Source organism: Actinophytocola sp. NPDC049390 (assembly GCF_044466355.1).
Classification (GTDB): domain Bacteria; phylum Actinomycetota; class Actinomycetes; order Mycobacteriales; family Pseudonocardiaceae; genus Actinophytocola.
Window position 1 is genome coordinate 1 of the sequence record NZ_JBITMQ010000025.1, and the last position, 17,832, is coordinate 17,832.

The 17,832-nt window shown below is 65.8% G+C and carries 16 protein-coding genes; 3 read left to right on the top strand and 13 right to left on the bottom strand.

Going from position 1 to position 17,832, the window contains the following annotated elements; all coding sequences use genetic code 11:
• Positions 1-175: 175 nt before the first annotated feature.
• The 7 genes from ACIBVP_RS42855 to ACIBVP_RS42885 all read right to left on the bottom strand — a co-directional run bounded on the left by ACIBVP_RS42855 (position 176) and on the right by ACIBVP_RS42885 (position 8,421).
• Positions 176-2,296: a hypothetical protein gene (locus tag ACIBVP_RS42855; RefSeq protein ID WP_168520331.1), complete on the bottom strand. Its 2,121-nt coding sequence runs from the start codon at positions 2,294-2,296 to the stop codon at positions 176-178.
• A 35-nt stretch (positions 2,297-2,331) separates the two neighbouring features.
• The gene (locus ACIBVP_RS42860) at positions 2,332-4,512 is read right to left on the bottom strand and encodes an ATP-binding protein (RefSeq protein WP_168520330.1); all 2,181 of its coding nucleotides are present in this window, start codon (positions 4,510-4,512) and stop codon (positions 2,332-2,334) included.
• Positions 4,509-5,057, bottom strand: a complete 549-nt coding sequence (locus tag ACIBVP_RS42865; RefSeq protein ID WP_168520329.1) for a hypothetical protein — start codon at positions 5,055-5,057, stop codon at positions 4,509-4,511. The genes ACIBVP_RS42860 and ACIBVP_RS42865 overlap by 4 nt, the downstream gene beginning before the upstream one ends.
• Before the next feature lie 444 nt (positions 5,058-5,501).
• Complete coding sequence (locus tag ACIBVP_RS42870) at positions 5,502-6,128, bottom strand: hypothetical protein (RefSeq protein WP_168520328.1); 627 nt, start codon at positions 6,126-6,128, stop codon at positions 5,502-5,504.
• Positions 6,129-6,134: 6 nt separating this feature from the next.
• Positions 6,135-6,767: a hypothetical protein gene (locus ACIBVP_RS42875; protein WP_168520327.1), complete on the bottom strand. Its 633-nt coding sequence runs from the start codon at positions 6,765-6,767 to the stop codon at positions 6,135-6,137.
• 93 nt (positions 6,768-6,860) lie between these two features.
• Positions 6,861-7,328, bottom strand: a complete 468-nt coding sequence (locus ACIBVP_RS42880; RefSeq protein ID WP_168520326.1) for a hypothetical protein — start codon at positions 7,326-7,328, stop codon at positions 6,861-6,863.
• The gene (locus ACIBVP_RS42885) at positions 7,261-8,421 is read right to left on the bottom strand and encodes a hypothetical protein (protein WP_168520325.1); all 1,161 of its coding nucleotides are present in this window, start codon (positions 8,419-8,421) and stop codon (positions 7,261-7,263) included. Before ACIBVP_RS42885 ends, ACIBVP_RS42880 begins: the two co-directional genes overlap by 68 nt.
• Positions 8,422-8,680: 259 nt before the next feature.
• Between ACIBVP_RS42885 and ACIBVP_RS42890 the strand changes: the two genes are divergently transcribed.
• A complete protein-coding gene (locus ACIBVP_RS42890) occupies positions 8,681-9,718 on the top strand; it encodes a hypothetical protein (RefSeq protein ID WP_168520324.1) in 1,038 nt (345 codons plus the stop codon).
• Here ACIBVP_RS42890 and ACIBVP_RS42895 read toward each other — a convergent pair.
• Both ACIBVP_RS42895 and ACIBVP_RS42900 read right to left on the bottom strand, forming a co-directional pair.
• Entirely contained in the window at positions 9,696-10,556 is an 861-nt protein-coding gene (locus tag ACIBVP_RS42895; RefSeq protein WP_312871834.1) for an IS3 family transposase, read from the bottom strand. The two genes, ACIBVP_RS42890 and ACIBVP_RS42895, sit on opposite strands and share 23 nt — an antisense overlap.
• Positions 10,557-10,573: 17 nt before the next feature.
• Complete coding sequence (locus tag ACIBVP_RS42900; RefSeq protein WP_396112369.1) at positions 10,574-10,882, bottom strand: transposase; 309 nt, start codon at positions 10,880-10,882, stop codon at positions 10,574-10,576.
• A gap of 17 nt (positions 10,883-10,899) precedes the next feature.
• Here ACIBVP_RS42900 and ACIBVP_RS42905 point away from each other — a divergent pair, with 17 nt between their 5' ends.
• Positions 10,900-11,229, top strand: a complete 330-nt coding sequence (locus tag ACIBVP_RS42905) for a HEPN domain-containing protein (RefSeq protein WP_168520322.1) — start codon at positions 10,900-10,902, stop codon at positions 11,227-11,229.
• 448 nt (positions 11,230-11,677) lie between these two features.
• Here ACIBVP_RS42905 and ACIBVP_RS42910 read toward each other — a convergent pair whose 3' ends face one another.
• Complete coding sequence (locus tag ACIBVP_RS42910) at positions 11,678-12,877, bottom strand: hypothetical protein (RefSeq protein WP_210718103.1); 1,200 nt, start codon at positions 12,875-12,877, stop codon at positions 11,678-11,680.
• A gap of 206 nt (positions 12,878-13,083) precedes the next feature.
• Between ACIBVP_RS42910 and ACIBVP_RS42915 the strand changes: the two genes are divergently transcribed.
• Complete coding sequence (locus tag ACIBVP_RS42915) at positions 13,084-14,643, top strand: helix-turn-helix domain-containing protein (protein WP_168520321.1); 1,560 nt, start codon at positions 13,084-13,086, stop codon at positions 14,641-14,643.
• A gap of 135 nt (positions 14,644-14,778) precedes the next feature.
• On the opposite strand, the gene ACIBVP_RS42920 is transcribed toward ACIBVP_RS42915, so the two are convergent.
• The 3 genes from ACIBVP_RS42920 to ACIBVP_RS42930 form a co-directional block, all read right to left on the bottom strand.
• Complete coding sequence (locus tag ACIBVP_RS42920) at positions 14,779-15,255, bottom strand: hypothetical protein (RefSeq protein ID WP_168520320.1); 477 nt, start codon at positions 15,253-15,255, stop codon at positions 14,779-14,781.
• Between the two features lie 92 nt (positions 15,256-15,347).
• Complete coding sequence (gene fxlM, locus ACIBVP_RS42925) at positions 15,348-16,571, bottom strand: methyltransferase, FxLD system (protein ID WP_168520319.1); 1,224 nt, start codon at positions 16,569-16,571, stop codon at positions 15,348-15,350.
• Between the two features lie 123 nt (positions 16,572-16,694).
• Positions 16,695-17,831: a hypothetical protein gene (locus tag ACIBVP_RS42930; protein ID WP_168520318.1), complete on the bottom strand. Its 1,137-nt coding sequence runs from the start codon at positions 17,829-17,831 to the stop codon at positions 16,695-16,697.
• Position 17,832 lies beyond the last annotated feature (1 nt).

The following is a 17,832-nucleotide window of genomic DNA, read 5'->3' on the forward strand; positions in this document are numbered from 1 at the left end:
CTAGATACACACCGTCCCACCAACCGACGGCACGTTTCCGCACGTCAACCCCCAGATTCACGGACTATCTCGCTACAACAGCTGCGGAAGCCAGGTGACGCGGGCTGCCACCGTGCGTCGCTACCTGCGGCCGGACCTGCCGCGACCGGTTCCACCGGCTGGGACCGAGCCGGCCCTACTTCATGTCCGACGGTTTGGTCCGGCTGCCAGGAACGCTTACGGTGACGATGTGCCTCGGCACTTCGTCACCTGGCACATCGAACACCGTATGCCCGATGAGCGCGCTCAGGTGTGGTGGAGCCCCAGTTGGATCGAACGCCTTGTGGCGCAGTGAAACCAGGAATCCGATTCGGATATCCGTGGTCTGATACGTGACCGCCTGCTTGAGGTACGCCTGCTTGTCGCTCAAGGGCTGCTTCATCGAATCGACCTTCATCTCGATGCAGATGCTGAATCCGCTGAACTTGAGTCGCAGGTCGATTCGCCCGCCGCCGACGTGCTGGACCTCGAACTCGGCGATCGCGCCCAGGCTGCTGGACTTCAGGTAGTCAAGGAGGTCCTTGTGGATGTGGCCTTCGACGGCCTTCGGGTCGAACAGGTACGGGTACAGGTCCGATTGGGCATTAGTCCGTGAGCTGACGAACTGGATGATCAGCCGAAGAACGTCGTCCACTGCATCCTTCGGCTCCCTGACGTAGTCGGGGCTCGTCTCCAGACACGATCGGATCGCGGAGTACACCTCTGCCTCGATCAGGTTGAGGCTGTGTCTGCCGATGGTTTTGTCGCTGACCGCTTTGGCGAGTTCAGCGAGGGTCTCGGGCGACACTTTCTCGGCAAGTTCGATCGCTGCCGCGGATCCTGGCAGGACAAGTTGGTTGAGGGGTTGCGGCAGCGACGCGGTTGCCGTGCCGCTACCGCCTTTTCCCGGCCCTGCACCGGCCAATGCTTGCGCCTTCGCCGCTTGAAGGACCGTTTGCGCGGCAGTGAGTTTCTCGGTGACCTCGCGTTGACGGTCGCCCGCCGCGGTCGCGGCTTCCTGTTCCAAGGCGTGGGTGTGATCTTCGAGGTTGCTCAGCAGGCCCGCCGTCCTGGCGAACCCCGACTCGATGACCGGCTGAACGAGCCTGAGCAGGCCGCCAATGTCCTCCTCGTGAGAGACGACAGCCGCGGAGCGCGAGCCCAGGTAGATCTGGAGTAGGTCGTCGACAACGACCTCGGCTTTGTAGAAGCTATCCCGCTCAAACTCTTCCCGGAGCCTGCCCAGGTCGTCGGCCAGTTGTGACCACGCCAGCAGCGCTGCTCGCTTCGGATCCCCATACCAATGATTCAGACCCATGGACGTCACGTTGATCCGGCGAACCCGCTCAGCCAGGTCGGCCAGTGCGCGTGGTTCGAGTCGAGGTGTCGACAGGGCCGCCACCTGCGGCCTCGCCGAGGACTCGTCGAGGAGCGCGCACAGCACTTCCACCACGGTCAGAAGGACGCTGGCGTCCTCACGCTCGTAGGAGTCCCAGGCGACCTGCAAGTACCGTGCGGAAGCTTCGAGGTTGCTCAGCATGAGCGGAAGGTCCGCGGCGCGGAGTGCGCCGACCAGTTCGATACCCGCCAGCACCCACGCGGCGTCGGAGGCGACGTCCTCGGGGTCGGCATCTGGACGCAACCGGCCGGCTGGGGGGTCGATCCCAGCGATGACGCGGACAACACCGGCGAGGCTCGCGGCGTGGGGCCAGTGGTCGACGGCGACACCGACGGCGCGGACAACCGCGGTGCCGAGCGGCTTGGGCATCGGTGCATCGAAACGTTCCAGAAGAGCTAGCAACGCGAATGGTGATCCGATCCCGCACAGGGCAAGTCGGGTGCGGGCCTCCAGCGCGCTTGCTGTTCTCAGGGCGGCGCGGCTGTCCGGGTCCGGTAAGTCGAGGAATTTCTGGACAGCATCCTCCAGGGCTTTGGCCAGAACGCCGCCGACCTCGTTCAGCGCGGGTCCACTGGTGAGCAGAGCCTCCAAGCTGTCGGTGAGGATGGCCGGACTCGTGGAGGATGTGACCGCAGCTGATACGCGGCGCATGGCTGCCGGATAGCTGTCGGTCCGGCCGCCGGAGTTGGCTGCCTCGTGCGCGACCAGATGGACGAGCGGCGGAAGCACCGGGCTGTCGGCGAGGTCAGCGGCTTCCCGAGCCAATCGCTCCCAGCCACCAAGCGTCGCGAAAGCGCCCTCGACCGGCGGGCCACCCGCGTTTGCCGAAAGGAGCGCGGTGAGATCCCCCTCCAGCTCGACGGCCGCACTGCCGCTCATGGCGTTCCTCTCGTCAGCAATTACCGTGCAGGTTCTCACCAAACGTAGGCGTTACCCTCCGCGACAACCCGATTGGCTTGCGGAAGTAGATCAACGAGCGGGGCGGCGTTGCGGGTGGCGACGAAGATCTGCATCTCGGCCTCGCCCGCGACGTCCCGCAAAGCCCTGACCATGGTGGCGAGGTCCTCCTCCGGCATCTCCTCGGCGGACGGCGAGTCCAGGACGAGGAAACCGGGGTGGCGACCGATCCCCTCGACGTAACCGTGCTGGATGAGCGCGATGGCGGTCGCGATCTTGACCCGCAGCTTCTCGCCGGCTGTAAGTCCGGAGTAGGTCTGCTTGACGCCGTTCTCTCGGAGCGTCATGTTCGCTCCGCCGCTGAGAGCGAAGCCGCTGAGGTTGTCGGCGCCGAAGCTCTGAGTCAGGCGTTCGATGTCAGCGGAGATCTGGACCAGCATCGGGTCCTGGTCGTTCTTCACCCACTTCTTGAGCACCTGCTCGGCTGCTTCCACGACGGCGAGGTGCACCGGATCGACCGGGTCAACCGTCGCCGGGTCGCTCGACCGGGTCAGCGCCCCCAGAGCACCTTCGGCGCGGGCCAAGTCCAGTTCGAGCACACGACGCTCACTCGCGGCCGATAGAAGTGCGCTCCCCACCTCTACTCGCGCCGCCGCCTCGTCCCGTTCCGTCGTCAGCGTCGCGATCTCGGCAGTCAGCTCCGCCACCGCGGCTTCGGCCGCGGCCACTGCGGCCTGCGCCGCTTCAACCTCGTCCAGGGGCCCTTCTTCAGCATCCGGATCCTCGCCGTCACTTCCGGACGTCCTTGCGACCAGGCCGGCCACGAGCTCGTCCGGTACCGATGCGGCCACGATGACATCGGACTGGAGGGCCTTCAGATTCAGTTCACTGGTGCACACCGAACACTCGTGTTTGTCCGGTTCCGCAGCCTGCCGTTCCGGAGTGACCTGCGCAGCGCAGCGTGGGCACACCGACGGACGCATGTGATGGAAGAACCTAGCCGCGAGCGCGTCCTCGTAGCTGGTATGCACGCGGGCCTTCACTGCCTTGAGCTGTTGACGTGCTGTTCCAGCGAGCGACGTCTGCGCGATCAGCTTCGCCTCAAGCTTGTGAACCTCTCGCGCGAGGTCGGATGCGCGGGTCGCGGCGTCGAGCACCAGCTGCATGTCCGGTGTCTCGGCCGGCAGCTTCCCGATCTTCGTTCGGACGTCCTGGACCTGCTTCTCCGCCGCGCGTCGGCTTGCCTCCACCGCCTCGCCAGCCGCCTGGGCCTTGTCCTTCGCGGCGTCTCGTGCCGTATCCATGCCGCGCCGCGCCGTCATTGCGGCAGCCTGCACCGGTGCCCAGTCCGTACCGATGAACATCTGCATCATCCGCAGGCCGATGGTCTGTTCGTTGCCGACGATAGGATCGAGCTGGTTTGCGCGGACCACAAACGAACTGGAGTACGCGGGCCACGCGTGCACCCGAGCCGCCGTATCTGTCCAGACCGGGATGTTCTCCAACCTCAACCGAGTCATCATCAGCGAGCCCATGACGCCCTCGAAGTCTGCGCCGTCGAACTGCCCGAGGACCGTAGATCTGGCGTCCGAGTCCGCCTCCATAATCCTGATCACCTGTCCGGCGGCCACCCCGTCCACCGCATCGAACTCGACCCGCAGCCGCTCGACGCCCACCTTCCAATCGACTTCGACATGTTCGATCCAGCTGCGGACATCGTTTTGGAACTGCGGACACCGGCCGGTCAGCGACCACATGAGAACGTTCAACAGGGTTGACTTGCCGCGTAGGTTCCGGCCCGAGCCAATCCCGTTGACACCGGGCTGCGGCGACCATTCGAAGTGAAATGGGACCCGCGCCCTTGGTCCTGCCTGTTCATCGACCTCCGATGCCTCACCATGTCCGGCCGAGACCGCTCCGGCCGAGCGCTTGTCAACGACCGGTCGGATCCACTCGGGGAGGTCTGCTACATCGACCAGCGCGTGTCCATGGGCATCGGGGTGATCCGGTTTGAGCCACTTCGTCCCACTGAAGTACATCCGGGTCGCTCGCAGCGGCACTGGCACCGCCTTGGTGCCGCCGAGCGGGACACCGAGCCCGCTGAGGATCTTGTCGACCTCGTCGACAGTGATGCTGAGCGGACCGCCTGCCCGCCGCCTGGCCAGGACCTCAACAACCTCCTTGCCGAGAGCACTCACGTCTGGTCCCCTTCCTGACCGGCTTCTCCAGCAGCCGATACCGATGCGCCGGCGCTCAACGCGTCCAGCCGTTCGCGCACCCGCAGCGCGATCGGCGCGATGGCGACCCCCAGCTCGGTCCCCGCGTATGTGGCCTGCAGGTATTGCCGGTCCTTCAGAGCCTGCCCACCGTCGTCCCCCGCGACCAACGCGACCAGCTTCACCTGCTTGGCGTACCAGCCCAGAGTCGAATCCTTCGCGAGCTCAGCGACCGCGGCGGCCCCGGCCTGCGTCAGGAAGAACTGGTTGCGCTTGCTCTTCTTGCCTGGCTGCCCAGTACGGCGCAACGTGGCGAGGCCGTACGTTTCGAGGATGGAGAACGCGTCATCGAGCTGCTCGTAGGCGCCGAAGAACCAGCGCGGCATCGGGTACCAACGCAGGTCAGGCTCTGGATCGTCCAGGAGCGACCGCGCTGTGTTCAGGTGACCAGCGTCGGCCGTGCCAGTTTCCACCATCGACACCAGCTCGTCGGCGAGGTAGTCCGGGTTTCGCAGCCAGAAGTCCATCGCCTGGAGCCGCAGCTCGCTTCGGACCGACTTGACCGTTCCGGGCGGATCTCCATCCACGGTCGGAGTACCGCATCCATCGAGCAGAACTAGCAACCGAATGGCGTGCTGAGTTCGCGTCGCAGCAGGGCGACCCTCTGTACCTGCGGACTCTGCACCGGTAGCCATCTCGTCCAACCTGGCATTCCCCCCAGAACCACCGCTACTCGACCGGACGACCTTCACCAGAACGGCCGCCAGCATGATCACGGACGACAGGGTTCCGGCCCGTGATCATGTCGCCAACCACGTCGGGCCGGCGCGACCACCCGTTACACTCGGGAACCCTCTGTAACCGATGTGGTATGTAACGGATGCGGGATAGCAGCTGGAACAGGTCCGCCGGCTGCGGGAGTCGTGTGCCGTGAGACCCGAGTCGGTGAAATTGGGCCTCCAAACTCGCAGTCAAGTGTTTCTGCCTCGCCGTGACAGAAACTCATCCGCCAGGCGCTGTCCCAGCGCAATGCCGATGCCAGTGACCAATCCAGCGGTCAAACTGTCCAGCGGCTGGCGCGCGGGGCGGCCTTGCCGGTACCGCATTGGAGCTGCAGCGCCCGGTAGCGCGGCGGGCATCGTGGGCTCGGTGACGGATGCCTCGGTCCCCGGCCTGGGCAACCGGCGGACGTGGTTGACCACTTGTTCGAGTTTCGAGCTCACTGGTTGTCCCTCCCAGGTCAGTACCTCCACCTGGGCCGACTCGCCGTCGGCCAGCGAGGCGAATGCGCGATCGCTGGAGCAGACCGTGAACAGCACGCATCCCTCGGCCTGCATTCGTCTCGCGTGCGCCAGCAGCGCGGTCTCCGCAGCGTCCGGGCCTGGCGACACCCTGAGAGGCGCGACGTTCAGGCAGGCGAGCGCCGAGGCCATGAGGTCGTCCTCGGCATCGGCGGCTGCATATGCCGCGACGGCGTGATGGCGCGGTCCGGCGGCATCGAGCAGGGCGGTGATCCGAGCGCGCAGGGTGCGGGGTTTTGGCCGGAAGCCGACCACGTTCTCCAAGTCGATGAGGACCAGCCGGTCCGTGGGCAGCATCGGTGGTCAGGCCCTCTTCTTCGTGCGCTTGTGCCTGGTGTTTTTGCCCGACTGCCTGCGAGGTCGACCCGGCGCGCTCAGGTCGCGGGAGCTGTTGAGGAAGGAGCTCAGCTGTCCTTCCCAGCAGCATCCGAGCTCGTAGGCGAGCCGGGTGCCGTGCTCGCACGCGACCCGGTCAGCAGGGTGCTCGGCGTGCTCGGCTGCCTGCGGCAGCAGCGTGTTCAACATCAGCGCCAACGTCTGGATGCTCCGCCGCACGATCCCCGCTGCTGACTCATCGAGCGGCTGGCCTGGGTTGTAGTAGACGATCGTCCGGTCATCGGCGGGAATCTGGAAGCCGTCGGGAACCAGGCCATCCACGGTCTCGACGACCTCGTCGGTATAGGGCAGTGACGGAGCCTCACGCAGCAGCACGGCCACGGCCGCCATCACCGGCCGGGCGTTCCGGGCCAGTACCGCGTCATCGACGTTGTCCTGGGCGAGGAACTGGCCAGCCGCCTCGGCGGTGCCGAAACCATGCCATGCCGCCAGCAATGACGCCGTCGTGTCACTCGGGTCTGTCGTCTGCAGCCGGGCGATCGCCTCGACGACCAGATCCAGTGCGGTACGCGAACGGTCAGCGGACGGTGTGGTGGTCACAACCAGGGACGGTAGCCACGAACGCCGTGACACGAACGAGCGATGCCACCCCGGAACGGTCAATTCGGACAGCAGCTAGTCCCGCTGGCAGGGTCACAAGAAAGGTGATCGACGAACACGCTGGCCCCGTGCGAGCAGGCGCATCTGGATCGCGGACGGGAGCTTGTCAACCAGGGTGCCGGTCCATCGAGGCCACCGCCGTGCAGCGGCGTAGTCCTGCCAGCTCACGCGGATCGCGGCTCGGGCATGGTCGGCGGCAGGGATCGCGGCACCGTGGGTTGTGTCGGGTAGGTAGCGCCCCCTGACCGGGCAGTGCTGCACTTCGGCGGCGCGCAGGGCGCAGAGGCGGTGCTGGCCATTGGTCAGCATCTGGTCGCGGTCGTCCCATTCGATCGGATCGATCAGCAAGGTCTGCAGCCACTGCTTGTCTTCGGCCGAGAGCAGGACGTAGTCCGGGTGCCGCTGTGGCTGAGGGTCCTGCCCGTCGGCGGTGTCAAGGATTTCGGTGAGGATGCGGACCAGGCGCGGCCAATCGGGCTGATGGTACGAGCAGGAAGACATGGTACGAGCAGGAAGACATCGTCTCGCGGCCTTCCGCCGACAGGAAAGCTGCGGCGTGGGCGGTCTGCTCGTCTGCCGCGACCGCCTTGTAGGTGTCGGCGATGCGGCCCATCCGGCAGTTGGACTGGCCATGTGGCCAGGGCAAAGCTGACAACGGCACGGTGCGCAGCCCGTAGCGGGACTCCAGCGCCAGCCGGCGCTGAAAGGGGTCGCTGAACCGGCTCGGATACCGGCCGGCCTCGTCGGCCTGCGGTCGGCGCGCCACGTCGATCGCCTCGGCGGCCTGCCGCTCGGCGTCGGTGGGCGCGTGGCTGTCGATGAACACCATCGACGGCTGGCCCGACCACCGGTTGCGGGCCTCCCAGGCTGCTCGCTCCGGATTGGGCACTGCCTGGACCTCGACCGTGTCCTCGCCGCGCAGCATCAGCACACCGGGCAGCCCGTACACGCTGGCCACGACGACGGTGCCACCCCAGACCGAGTCGACGAACAGCTGCTGCGTCAGCTCGGGATTGAGCAAGCGCAGGTGCTCGACTCGGGCGAAGCCCTCGTCGACATCCTGGTCGCACTCAGGCCAGCGATCGCGATGGATCCGCAGATAGTCCCCCACGAGCAAAGCCGAGGCGGACTTGGGGAACCCGGTCGCCCGATACGGCGCACGAGGCGGCCAGTCTGCGTCCGCCCAGGTGACTTGCCCGGTCCACGGTATGGGTTCACGGCGCCACCGGTAAGGCTCGTGGCCCGCGGCCACGGCGCCCCGCAGGAGGACCTTCTCGGCGGGCGGCCACCACGGGTGCGCTTCATCGTGGCGAACACGGCCGGGGTTAGCGTGATCGAGAACGTGCACGTCACCACCGCGCAGCACTAGCGGACCGGGAATACCGTGACACCACACCACTGGCACCGGGCCAAAGTCGACGGACTCGCGCGTGAAGATCTCCCGCGCAAGGTCTTCGGCGAGATGTTCAATCCGTTCAATGCGGGCGAAGCCCTCGTCCGCTCCCCGGCCCGATACCGCCGGACGATCAGTAGTGACGCGAAGGTAGTCGCCGATCAGCAAGTTGAACGAGTTTTGCGGTCCCTTCGGCGCCACTGCAGCCCTCCCCCTTCAGCACCTCACACTGGCCGACACAAGCCTCGTTCCGCCGTGTGAGGCGGCAGCCGGCTCTCACCTGTTTACCGTGGGGCGGACGTTCGGGCTCGGTGCGACACGAGGCTGTGGAGGGGCATCGTCGGGTTCCGCACGCCTCGGGATCACGCCGACCTGATTGATGCGGAACTCGCTTGGTCGGCGCGGAGGGCCGGTCTACGCTGGCCGGTTCGACTCAACACAGAGTCCGATGAGGGAAGCGATGGCAGGCGAAGTGCAGTTCGACGGCGAGTTCTGGTTGCCAGACAACCCGGACAACAAGATCAGCGGAGTTGTCACTTTCTCCCCGACAGCGGGAGGTACGTTGTCGCTGATCGGCAGCTTCGCGGACATCTCCGATCGCATCAATCAGCGTCCGACACCGAACTACCAGCGCATAGTGGGCGAGACCGCTCATGGTGGCCTGACCCTCGATGACTGTCGACGCACTTTCGAGAACCCGTTCGGCCGTCGCCAGCGCTTCGCCGTGGGCAAGCTGCTGGTCAACGCGTACTACGGGCACGGCGAGCCGGTGGACCTGGACCGGCTTGTCACCCGCATCAGCGACCTGGTGCTCTGGCTGCTCGACGGCGCACCCAAGATGGTCCCGGCCCCAGAAGCGCTCGCCGACAGCATCCCGATCGCCGACCAGCAGACCGAAGTCATCCCCTTGGACGCGGGTGCCCGACTCAACCTGATTCACCGGCTGAGCTTCACCGTCGACGTGGGCCGTACCGAACTGCGGCAGACCGCCACACCCCGGTTCGAGTTCGATGCGCCGGTCGAGCTCGACTCCGCCTTAGAGCACGCCTTCGACCTGTTGGCAGCGGTCACCATCGCCGCGGACCGGGTCGTGGCGTTCGACGACGTCCACTACAGCCATCCTGCCCTGACCAAGCCAGACGGCTCGACTCGTCAGCTCGTCGACGTGCATGAGCAGTGGCGAGTGCAGGCGGATCCGCACCGCAAGCAGCTGACCGACGACCGCATGGCGTTTACCTACGCCCAGCTAGGCGGCGTTGACGGCCTTCGGCGCTTCCTCGGCGTGATTCGAGACCATCGTGCGCTGGTGCGGCAAGTTCTGCGTCCACGCTACGACACGGCCCCGACGGTGCAAGACTCTTTCTTCACACGTGTGGCGGCGCTGGAAGGGCTCGACAAACAGCAACACCAGGACGGGTACATCCTGGTGAAGTGGCGTGCTCCGAAGATTTCGGACTCGACTAAAGCGGACTGTATCATGCTGCTTGCTGATCGGTAAACCATTCGTTGAGCACCTCGAACGGTGTCCGGTATCCCAGTCCTGAGTGCAATCGACGCGGATTATAGAAACCCTCGATGAACTTGATGATCTCCCGTCGAGCTTCTTCGCGGGTCGAGAAAGATCGATGGTGGACCCACTCGGTTTTGAACTTCCCGAAGAACGACTCAGCCATGGAATTATCGAAACAGATTCCGGTCCGTCCGACTGATTGCCGGACACCCTCCTCCCGTAGTAGCCGCGCGAAATCGTAGGACGTGTACTGACTGCCGCGGTCGGAGTGAAATATGGCGCCCTGGGGCAACTGAATGCGGCCTGCTGCCATCGTCATCGCCGCACAGACCAGTCCGGCATTGTACTTGTCCTCCACGGACCATCCAAGAACGCTTTTGGAGTAGCAATCGATCACTGTGGCCAGGAACAATGGTCCTTCACCGGTGTTGACTTGCGTTATGTCGCCGACCAGCTTCGCACCGGGCGCCGGCGCCGTGAAGTCGCGTCGGACCAGGTCCGGGATCGGGCCGGTGACCCGATCGGCCACCGTGAGGCCGCGGCGAGGCTTGACCTGCACCGGCATGAGCCCTGCGGTGCGCATGAGCCGCCGGACCAACTCGTCGTCCACCCGCACACCGCGCCGCAGCAATTCCGCGTGCACCCTTCGATAGCCATAGGTACGTTGCGAGCTGGCGAACACCGCGCGAACCTGCTCAGTCAACCATTCCCGACGTCGCGCCTGTTTCGACACGGCGCGACGATCCCAGTCGTAGAAGCCCGAACGCGATACGCCGAGCAATCGGCACATCAGTGCCACATCGAAATGGGCCTTCTCCGCCGCGATACACGCGTATCGCTCCGCTACCGTTGTTCTTTCGCGAAGAAGGCCGCCGCTTTTTTCAGGAACGCGTTCTCTTGTTCCAGCTCACGGATACGCCGTTCCAAGTCGTCCACCACCTGGCCGCGCGCACCGGCGGATTGCCCCTCGTCCCTCTTCTTCTTTTCGGCAGCGACCCAGTTATGCACAGTCTGCGGGACCAGATCAAAATCGCGCGCCGCCTCGGTATAGCTCAGCCCGCCCTCGAGGACCGCCTTGACTACCTCGGCCCTCAATTCTGGCGAGTACCTCTTCGGTTTCCTTGCCACGTAACGACCCTCCGAATCCTCCACCAGTCTACTTGGAAGACGTGTCCGCAGACGTCGGAGCACGTGAGAAGCGACTTCTGCGGCTCGCTGACAACGTGGCGCAGCCGTTCGAGGCGCTGGTGGGACAGGGAGATGCCATCGAACGCTGGTGCAAGCGCGTGAAGGAGCTCCGCAACAACATCGGACACGGCGACCCCGTACCACTGCACCAAAGCGCCGCCGAACTGTACGAGATGTCCGAAAGCGCCTATTGGCTGTTCGTCCTCAACCTGCTCGTCGAGGCCAAGGCGCCGCACGCGGTCTATCACCACCTGATGACCATGTCGCGGCGCTTTCTCTTCCTGAGCAAGCAAGTCCGCCAGTACTACTGAGGCCGCGTCGCCGCGACCGGGGCGCAGCGCGACCCCGGCGAACAGGGGCCGAGGCCGGGGTCGCAGGCGTGCCCCAAGGGGTCAGGCACGCCGCACTGAAGACGTCGTTCCGCAGCTGCCCGCTGTTTCATCCAGTCAGCGCCTCGGCAGGGTGAAGCCAGCCTGGGTCCGTCCCAACGGAACTCGTAAATGAGGTCGGGTCGGTCCTGGCCCACGCACCGTTTGCTCAAGGCCCCGTGTTCGAGTCCGGGTCGACTTGGACTTTGGACGCTGGCGTCGGCGCCCGGCGTGGACGTTGAAGGCCAGCGTCAGGCCGGCCGAGGAGCATGACCTTCATGCTGTGGCCGTGTGAGCTCGGCGAGCACCAGCTGAATCGCACGCCCCAGGAGGCGAGCAAGGTCCTCAATGAAGCGAGCGAGGTCGTCGGTCTTTGCTCCGCCGAGGAGCGTCATCGTCCTCTGGACAGGGTGATCACCGTGGATCTCCGCATTCCGCAACCGGTACGCCTCCTTGAAGAACCTCCCGATCTCCGTTCGCTCGACTCCGAGCACCGGGTCAGCAGCCAGCAGCTGTCCGGCCGCATCCGCCGCGGTGTCCCCTTCTGCCCTCCTTTGATCTTGCGGCGCTTGATGAACAGAGCCTCGGAGCAGATGTTGAGGTCGATGAGTCGATCCTCGGGCAGGGACTTCGAGCCGGCGAAGACGAACCGCCGGAGGGCGACCTGCAACGAGCGATCCCGCGCGACCGCGGGGGCCGCGAGCGCCTCGTACACCCTCCGCACATCGTCGACGTGCTCCTCGGTCAGGAGCAAGGTCGGCCGGTTGACATCGGCGAGGCCGACAGCAGGGAGAACAGCGCTGCCCTCGATGTCCCGAGGCAAGTTGTCGTCATGCTGCAGGTGGATCGGACGCGTGGCTACCACCGATCCTCCGCACACCACACGCAGCGCAGTAACAAGTCTCTGAACAGGCTCCTCCAGCCTGGGAAAAGCAGGGGGCTGCGGCTGTTCGGGCATCCCCTGCTTGTACGACCGAACCGGATAGCTCTGCTCCCTGGTCACGGCCCACTGGTGGAAGCGCGAGACCTGCACGCTGTTGGGGCCGCCACTGAACTCGGCCGGCGCTGCCAGCACCTGGATGGCCCGGCTCATCTGCCGGTCGGTCATCGGACGCATGACCACGCCGCCGGGCAGGGCGATTTCGGTCATGCTCGACACAAAGCCGTTGAGCGGGATGAACTCGACGAGTCGAACGGTGTCGGCCAGCAGGCCGGCTTCGAGCCGGTTGTAGTGCAGCTCGAATGCCGCCTCGTCGAACTCGTAGGTACGAGTGGTGACGATCATCGGTTCGAGCAGATGCTCAATCAGTAACCAGTCGAGTCTGCGCTGTTGGAGCGAGAACTCAACCCCGACCATCGTGTCGACGCGGGCACTCAAGATCGGGTCAGCGTCGATCGCGTCGCGGACAGCGACCATCTCGGCGAACGTGTCCAACCAGTTGACCTTGGTGACGCGCTCAGGCATGTACCAGGCAATGGGCCGCAAGGCGACAAAAGACTCTTGACCGTAGCGCCACCAGTTCCGGAGATCCGGCATCTTGTCGATCTTCGGGGCACCGTCGTGTTCCGCGAGGTCGCCGAGCGCAGCCACAAGCAATGAGACCACAGCCGCTCGAACCGCCGGCCTCTGACTTGACAGCATCAACCTGATCCCAACCGTCACGTCCTGCCCGCCGAGGACCGGTCAGACGCGAGCCGGTCAGAATGCCACGAACGGACCTGCGCCCCAAGTCAATTGCGGATGACACGCCGAATGTCTCCCGCCTGGGACGGTGTTCGACGCCGTATCCTCCGCGGATGACGCAGCCGCAACCCCATGAGCCGGTCGTGGTCGAGCCCGTCGTCAACCGCGAGAAGCTGCGGGAGCTGCTCGCGCTGGAGACGGAGTACCCGACACTCGACTTCAAGTCGGGCTGCGACCTGGGCGAGAAGCGGGAGCAGGTCGAACTCGCCAAGGACGTTGGCGCTATGTCGGTGCGCGGCGGTTTCCTCGTCATCGGTGTCGACGGGCAAGGCAAGCCAACGGGCAAGCTGACCGTCGAGCAGGCGAAACTCTTCGACGAAGCACGCCTGCGTCCCAGGCTGCTGAAGTGGCTGCCGGACACCCTGGAGATCTACTCCCAGGCCCACGGCGTCGACGGTCACCAAGTCGTGCTCGTGCACGTTCCGCCAAACCCGGCGGGCTGCGCGTTCTTCCGAGCAGACGGCCAGTACGACCAGCCCGGCAAGGCGTCGAAAGTCGTGTTCCGCGAAGGAGAGGTGTTCTACCGCGACGGAACGCAGAGCGTGAGACTCAACCACCAGGGCCTGGAACAGGTTATTCGCCAGCGAGTCGAACGCGAGCGAGACCGGTGGGAGGCCGAGCGCGCCGAGACCTACCGACGACTCGCCGACGAGCTCCGGGCCGGCGCCGCCGGACAGCACGTTGCTCAAGGCCCGGCCGTCGAGTTCAACCTCGCTCTCGAACCCGAGGTGCTGGTCGAGGCCGCCATCGAACTCCTGCGCGCCAACGACGACATCCCCCTCCGCCGGCTGCTGAGCCGAGCGGTGCCGGACCTGCGCGCCCTGTTCAGGTCGGGCGACGAGGAGAGCGCCTCTGGGCTGCTCGACCGCCTCACCTGCCTGGCCGCGACCTTCCTGGAGCTGGGGCGCAGGGAGTGGTTTGAGCAGGTCATTGACACGCTGGTGTCGATCTACGGCGTCGGATTCGAAAATGAGGCCCCTATCGTCAACGCTCCGCCGCGCCACTCCGCGGTGTTGTGGCTGGCGATCATCGAGCGGGTGCTGGCTCTCGGCGCGTTGGCTGTCCGGCGTAGAAACTGGCGCGCGGTACGGGACCTGGTGGCCCGACGGCACGCCGACATGCACGAGATGTACACAACGTGGCTTCGGCATGCGATGACCATGGCCAGCCGTGCCGAACTGCTCACGACTCGCGACGGCGACCACGAAGTTCTCGACTCTCTGCTGAGTCGCGCCCGCAACGTCGTCCGGCGCTTGGAGTGGCTGCGGCCCGACGTCGAGCCCGAGGACGAAAAGATCCTCACCAGCCTGACACAGTTCGACTTCCTCGCCGCGCTGGTCACTATGGCCGACAGCAACAACAAGAGCGGCACCTTTCCGAACTTCGCGCGGTTCTACGCCCAACGCACGCAACCCGCCGCACAGCGTTTGCTCCTTGAGCCCGACATGCGCAAGGTTCTCTACCCAGGTGCCGACCACCAGCTCGCCGAGGCACTGCACACGATCGACCGAGAAGCCCAGCGCGCAGGCTTTCGATACGACGGCTGGGAGGGTTACACGCGCGATGTCGACGCCTTCATCCGCGAGCAGGGCATCGATACGGACGAGCCGTAGGGTCACGTCGACGCAGCGCAGACAGCCTTCGGCGTGATGCTTCTTGCAACGGAGCACGGTTCGACGCCCGAGTTCAATGCTGGCGTCGAGGGCCGCTGGCGGTCGCATCCTCGGCTCACCGCCGTCCCCGGACCTTCACTGCCGGGCCTGTGTAGCGCCCTTGTTTCTGAAAGGGCCGGGATCGCCGCGAGCGATTATGGACATCGCGCGCTCCCAGTCCGGATGACCGCGGGAAGCCATTGCAAGCTGGTCGTAGAATTCTGGCTCCAGCCAGCCGCGGGCCAGTCCGCGCATGAGGATTCCGCCGCACGTCGCAGACTTCATGTCAGCAGCCGTACAGATCTCCTTCTCCACCAAGCGTTTGCTGAGCCCGAAGTAGTCCGCAGTGGAGGTTCCGGTGTCGTAGTCGTGCAGCTGGAGGCGATACAACATGCCCGCGATCAACTCACCTCGCGTGCCGGTGTAGTAGCCCTGCGCGAGGATGGCGTCCGCAGAAGTCAGCACCGGTTCGAGATCGCCGCCGCGGGCGGCGGCCGTGAGTGCGTCGGCGAGCGCGCTGCCGTGGGCCCTCGCGAGCAGCGCGTCAAGGTGATTGCTGGTTGGTGGTGTCATGCGCGTTGTCCCAGATCACACGAGCGGAGTGGGTTCGACAGGCGACGCGAGCTCACACGATGTCCCGTCGTAGCTTGTCTGCGAGCTGGGATTCACAAGGCCACGTCGTCGTACGTCAGGACGAACCTGCTGTGGGTCTTCTCGATGGCGGGGCCGGCGAGCTCGCTATCCGGGGTGCCTGCCGGGTGGACGATTAGCGACGGCGTGCGCTGGTTCCGCTCAGGCCCCCACAGCCGGATCTCGTCGCATAGATAATTGGTGAGCTTTGCTGCGGCCGGTCCGTGGCCGATCGCGCCCAGCTCCCAGCACACGTCATCGCCCGTTTCCAAACGGCGGGCGGTGAGGTAGATGAGCGTGTCGCCGTCGACCAGGGCCATGCGCCACCATCCTCCGATCGGGTCGCACACCTCGGGCGGGACGTCGGCGTGGACCTTGATCCGGCACACACGCGGGTCGGTGACGGTGAGCCGAAGCCAGAGCCCATCGTGGGACTCGTTGCTGGCGATAGTGATGCCGGACCAGGCCGTGACACGCGGCTGGTCGAGCACGCCGCGCAACGCGTCGATTTCCACGGCTTGGTCACGGTCCCAGTGCAGCGTAACCAGTTCATCCGCTGTGACCGGACCGCTGAGTTCGCCTTCGTCCTCCACGCCCTGCAAGTACACGAAGCCGCACAGGTGCAGCGAGTCGGAGACCAGCCGGCCGTCGGTGTAGGTGAAGGCGACGCTGCGGCCCTGCCCGCGCCAGCGCAATGGAGCGACCAGGCGTCCTCCAGGAGCAAGCTGCTGCCACCATGCGGCGGGGATGTCCCACGGTGAGACGGTGGCGATCATGCGGTCGTACGGGGCGTGGTCGGGGTAGCCGAGCCCACCGTCGCCGGTGATCACGTGCACGTCGCCGTAGCCTGTTGCAGCCAGCGCTCCGGAGGCTTTCGCGGTGACGTCCGGGTCGATGTCGATCGTGGTCACCAGGTCCGCGCGGCCGGTCAACTGGGCGAGCAGGCACGCGTTGTATCCAGTGCCTGCGCCGATTTCCAGGATGCGGTTGCCCGGTTGGACGTCGAGTTGGTCGAGCATCGCGGCAACCAGCCACGGCGCCGACGCGCAGGACAATGACCGGCCGTCCTCGAACCGGTGGGTGACCACCGCCTGCCACGGGTCGTAGGCAACCGCTAGTTCCGCGTCCGGCACGAACTCGTGCCGCGGTGTGTCGCGCAAAACCCGCTCGACCTCGCCGCGTTGCGCGTGGCCCGCCTTCCGGATCCTCTCGACCATTTCCACACGCAACGCGTCCGGCGATGTAGTAGTGGTGTGCATAGTTTCCCTTCGTGCCAATGGTCGTCGTGTTTGCCGGTTGGCATTAGTAGTCGACGCTCAGCCGTTTCGCGGATGGAAGACGCATTCCGTTATGTCACAACGGTTTCCCATCTGAATCGTCCACTACGGACCGGCGGGAGCATGGGAGTCGCGATACATCGCGGGCGCGATCACGTTGGTACTGCGGGTCATAAGCTCTTCGACGCTTGCTAGCGCCGTCGTGAGATCTGCCAGCAGTGCGGCCGGGAGCGTGCCGTGGCCGAGCGCGCACGCTTCGACAAGGTCGGACAGTTCACGTGTTTGGGAGTCTGTGAGAAGTTCGCGGCAGCCGTTGTGGGCGAGTACGTCGCGGGCGGCGTATCCGTCTCGTGTCGCGGTGGCGTGGTTGATCAGTTCGACGGCGATCTGGCGCGCGGGTGGGTCGTCGATGGTGCCGATGGCGTCGATGAAGGACAACCCGAGCCGTGTGTGGAAGACCACCAAGCCCGGCGTGGAGGTGTCGAGGCCGTGGTACTGGTCCAGGAGCGCGGTCAGGTCAGCGCTCCCCGAGGCGCCGCGGCACTGGATGGTCAGGCACGCGGTCACGGCGTTCTCCCACGGTTCTCCTGGTGTCGTGTCGGCCAGGAGCGCGAGGGCGCTGTCGGTGTCGCCGGATACGGCGTCGGCGATGACCGCGACTTGGCGGCCGTCGAGCATGCGGCGGCCGATGCCCTTGTAGTCGCCCAGTCGGGCGCGTGCTTCCGTCCAGCGGCCGGCGGCAGCGAGAGCACGGCCACCGGTGGCCAGCAGAACCGCCCACAGCCAGCTGCGGATCTGCTGGTGCGTCTCGACCGAGTCGGTGAGGTCAGCCGGGATCTCGATGCCATCGACGTCGGCATCGGCGCGGGACGAGACCGCCTTGAACAGGGTGTCCATCAGCGCGAAGGCACGCACGCCTTGGCCCTCGCGGATGTAGAGGCGGGCGAGGTTGGTGATCGGTTCGAGGGCGAGGCGGGCTACCTGCGCGCCCAAGGGGCGGGCGCGCAGGTAGATGTTCACCTGCTGGTGGCACCACTGCCGGGCCAGGTCGGGCAGGCCGCAGTCGGAGGCGATGAGCGCTGCCTGGTTGTGCACCGCGGCTGCCTCGGTGATGTCGCCGGTGCGCACGGCCTCGCGGGCTCGGTCGCACAGCTCGGCCACCCGCCGGGCCAGCGGGAGGCAGGCCGGGCGGGTGCGGGCGACGAGCGGGAAGCGGCGGGCGAACTGGCCGGTCGGGTCCATG

What these genes read in the sequence shown, in the direction of transcription:
- ACIBVP_RS42855 (WP_168520331.1), bottom strand. Translation starts at nt 2,296, where the DNA reads ATGAGCGGCAGTGCGGCCGTCGAGCTGGAGGGGGATCTCACCGCGCTC.
- ACIBVP_RS42865 (WP_168520329.1), bottom strand. Translation starts at nt 5,057, where the DNA reads ATGGACTTCTGGCTGCGAAACCCGGACTACCTCGCCGACGAGCTGGTG.
- ACIBVP_RS42870 (WP_168520328.1), bottom strand. Translation starts at nt 6,128, where the DNA reads ATGCTGCCCACGGACCGGCTGGTCCTCATCGACTTGGAGAACGTGGTC.
- ACIBVP_RS42880 (WP_168520326.1), bottom strand. Translation starts at nt 7,328, where the DNA reads ATGTCTTCCTGCTCGTACCATCAGCCCGATTGGCCGCGCCTGGTCCGC.
- ACIBVP_RS42890 (WP_168520324.1), top strand. Translation starts at nt 8,681, where the DNA reads ATGGCAGGCGAAGTGCAGTTCGACGGCGAGTTCTGGTTGCCAGACAAC.
- ACIBVP_RS42915 (WP_168520321.1), top strand. Translation starts at nt 13,084, where the DNA reads ATGACGCAGCCGCAACCCCATGAGCCGGTCGTGGTCGAGCCCGTCGTC.
- ACIBVP_RS42920 (WP_168520320.1), bottom strand. Translation starts at nt 15,255, where the DNA reads ATGACACCACCAACCAGCAATCACCTTGACGCGCTGCTCGCGAGGGCC.
- fxlM (WP_168520319.1), bottom strand. Translation starts at nt 16,571, where the DNA reads ATGCACACCACTACTACATCGCCGGACGCGTTGCGTGTGGAAATGGTC.
- ACIBVP_RS42930 (WP_168520318.1), bottom strand. Translation starts at nt 17,831, where the DNA reads ATGGACCCGACCGGCCAGTTCGCCCGCCGCTTCCCGCTCGTCGCCCGC.